This is a genomic window from Pseudonocardia nigra, from assembly GCF_019396355.1.
Classification (GTDB): domain Bacteria; phylum Actinomycetota; class Actinomycetes; order Mycobacteriales; family Pseudonocardiaceae; genus Pseudonocardia; species Pseudonocardia nigra.
In genome coordinates, this window is the sequence record NZ_JAHKRK010000584.1 from 1 (window position 1) to 571 (window position 571).

Genomic DNA, 571 nt, shown 5'->3' on the forward strand with positions numbered 1-571 from the left:
GAGGCGCTCACCCAGACCCACCGGCTCAACCTGCTGCGCCACTTCGTCATCGACCACGACGACACCGCCGCCGACGGCCCGCTCCGGATGCGCGTCGCGGCCTGCGTCCTGCTGCTCTACGCCCAACCCGTCACCCGAATCATGACGCTCACCATCGACGACATCGCCGTCGACGACGACGGCGCGATGACGCTTCGGCTCGGCGACCCGCCCGCACCCGTCCCCGAACCGTTCGCAACGCTCGTGCTGCGACTGCTCGCCCAGCGACCCGCCGGCAGCACCAGCCGCTGGCTGTTCCCCGGCCGCCGCCCCGGCCAGCCACTTAACTACGTCAGCCTCAGCCAGGGCCTACGCGATCTCGGAGTCCCGCTGCGGCTCGCGCGCGTCGCCGCCCTACGCCAGCTCGCGCTGCAGGCACCCGCCCCGGTGATCGCCGAGGCGCTCGGGTTCCACCACACCACCACCCAGCGCCAGACCATCCACGCCGGCGGCATCTGGAACCGCTACGCCGCACCCGCCCCGGGAGCGAAGCCGAGAACACGCGGCAGATGAATACGCGATCCTCCCAGTT

General features: G+C 71.6%; 1 pseudogene. It reads left to right on the forward strand.

Going from position 1 to position 571, the window contains the following annotated elements:
• Positions 1-552, forward strand: a pseudogene (locus KME75_RS42305) (hypothetical protein); the annotation flags it as partial.
• Between the last annotated feature and the right edge of the window lie 19 nt (positions 553-571).